1 protein-coding gene is annotated in these 1,178 nt (G+C 64.6%); it reads right to left on the reverse strand.

The window, feature by feature from the left end; genetic code table 11:
- Positions 1-23: 23 nt before the first annotated feature.
- Positions 24-1,099 (reverse strand): IS630 family transposase gene (locus ACSC1Q_RS42935; RefSeq protein ID WP_436764503.1). Its coding sequence is split into 2 segments (ribosomal slippage): positions 24-556 and positions 556-1,099, totalling 1,077 coding nucleotides; the frame shifts between segments, so codons are not numbered across the junction.
- Positions 1,100-1,178 lie beyond the last annotated feature (79 nt).

The raw sequence follows: 1,178 nt of genomic DNA on the forward strand, positions 1-1,178 counted from the left end.
GTACTGAGCGAGAAAGCCGAGCGTTACATCGGCTCGGAGATCATGAGGCCGGTCTGGGCGATGAACCCGGCCAGGAGCTCGGGCTGGTACTGCATGTGATTGAGCCGGTGCTTGATCAGAGCGGTGAGCTCGTCAATGCTGCGGACAGCGAAGTTGAGCATGGCGATGCGCAGGTTGGACCAGATGCCCTCGGCCGGGTTGAGGTCAGGCGCGTACGGCGGTAATCGATAGACCACCAACCAGTCGGCCTGGGCGCTGATCCACGCGCGCATCTGCGCGCTAACGTGCTCGGGCAGGCTGTCCCACACCAGCGAGATCGAACCACCCAACTGGGCATGAGCCGCATGCAGCAAAGCCTTGAAGTCGGCCGCGACGAACCCTTTCCGCTCACCCCGGCGCTGGTGGTAAGTGATCGTGCGGTAGATCAGCCGAACGCGATGACCTGGCTTGATGCAGATCAGAGCAGCGATCGAGACGCGGCCCCGATCACCGTAGGAGACCTCCAGCACCGGCGTCTGGCCTTTGCGGGCCCAGGTCCTTCCTCGGGGCGGTCTCAGGCTCTGGCCGGATTCGTCGGCGAAGACCAGCCACGATCCCCAAGCCGCCCAGGTGCTTTTATCGCCGGCCACACCATCCTCGTCCACTCGGTGACCCGCGCCTCGTCACGCCGGGCGGCTCGATGCACCGGCACCTGAAACGACCAGCCCAGCCGCCTCAGCAGATACACCACCCCACGGGCGGTGTAGGACACGTGAAACGTCTCCGCGATCAACGTGGCGACCCGTGGTGCCGTCCAGCGCTGGTCACTCCACCCATAGACGGCGGCTCCCCGCTCCAAGGCCGTCTCCAGGTGCATCAGCTGTTCATCGGTCAACTTGCAGCCGTTACCGGTGGCTCCCTTGGAGGCCAGTGCGGCCTTGCCGCCGGCCCGCCATGCCCGATGCCACTCATAGGCCGACTTACGCGTCACGCCCAGCAACTGGGCCACCCGCGGCGGCTTAATGTTCCCGGCGAACATGTCCGCCGCCCGCAACCGCAGTTCCTGCCGCTGTTCCCGGACCCGCGCAGACAGCCCTCCGCTCCTGTCTGAATACCTCATACATCCAGGCTGTCACCCGCGAAAATGATCCCGATCAACGGGGCACAAGCTTGTCACGCCTACGTTTCTTGATCAGTAC

Source organism: Streptosporangium heterodermiicola (assembly GCF_051390675.1).
GTDB lineage: Bacteria > Actinomycetota > Actinomycetes > Streptosporangiales > Streptosporangiaceae > Streptosporangium.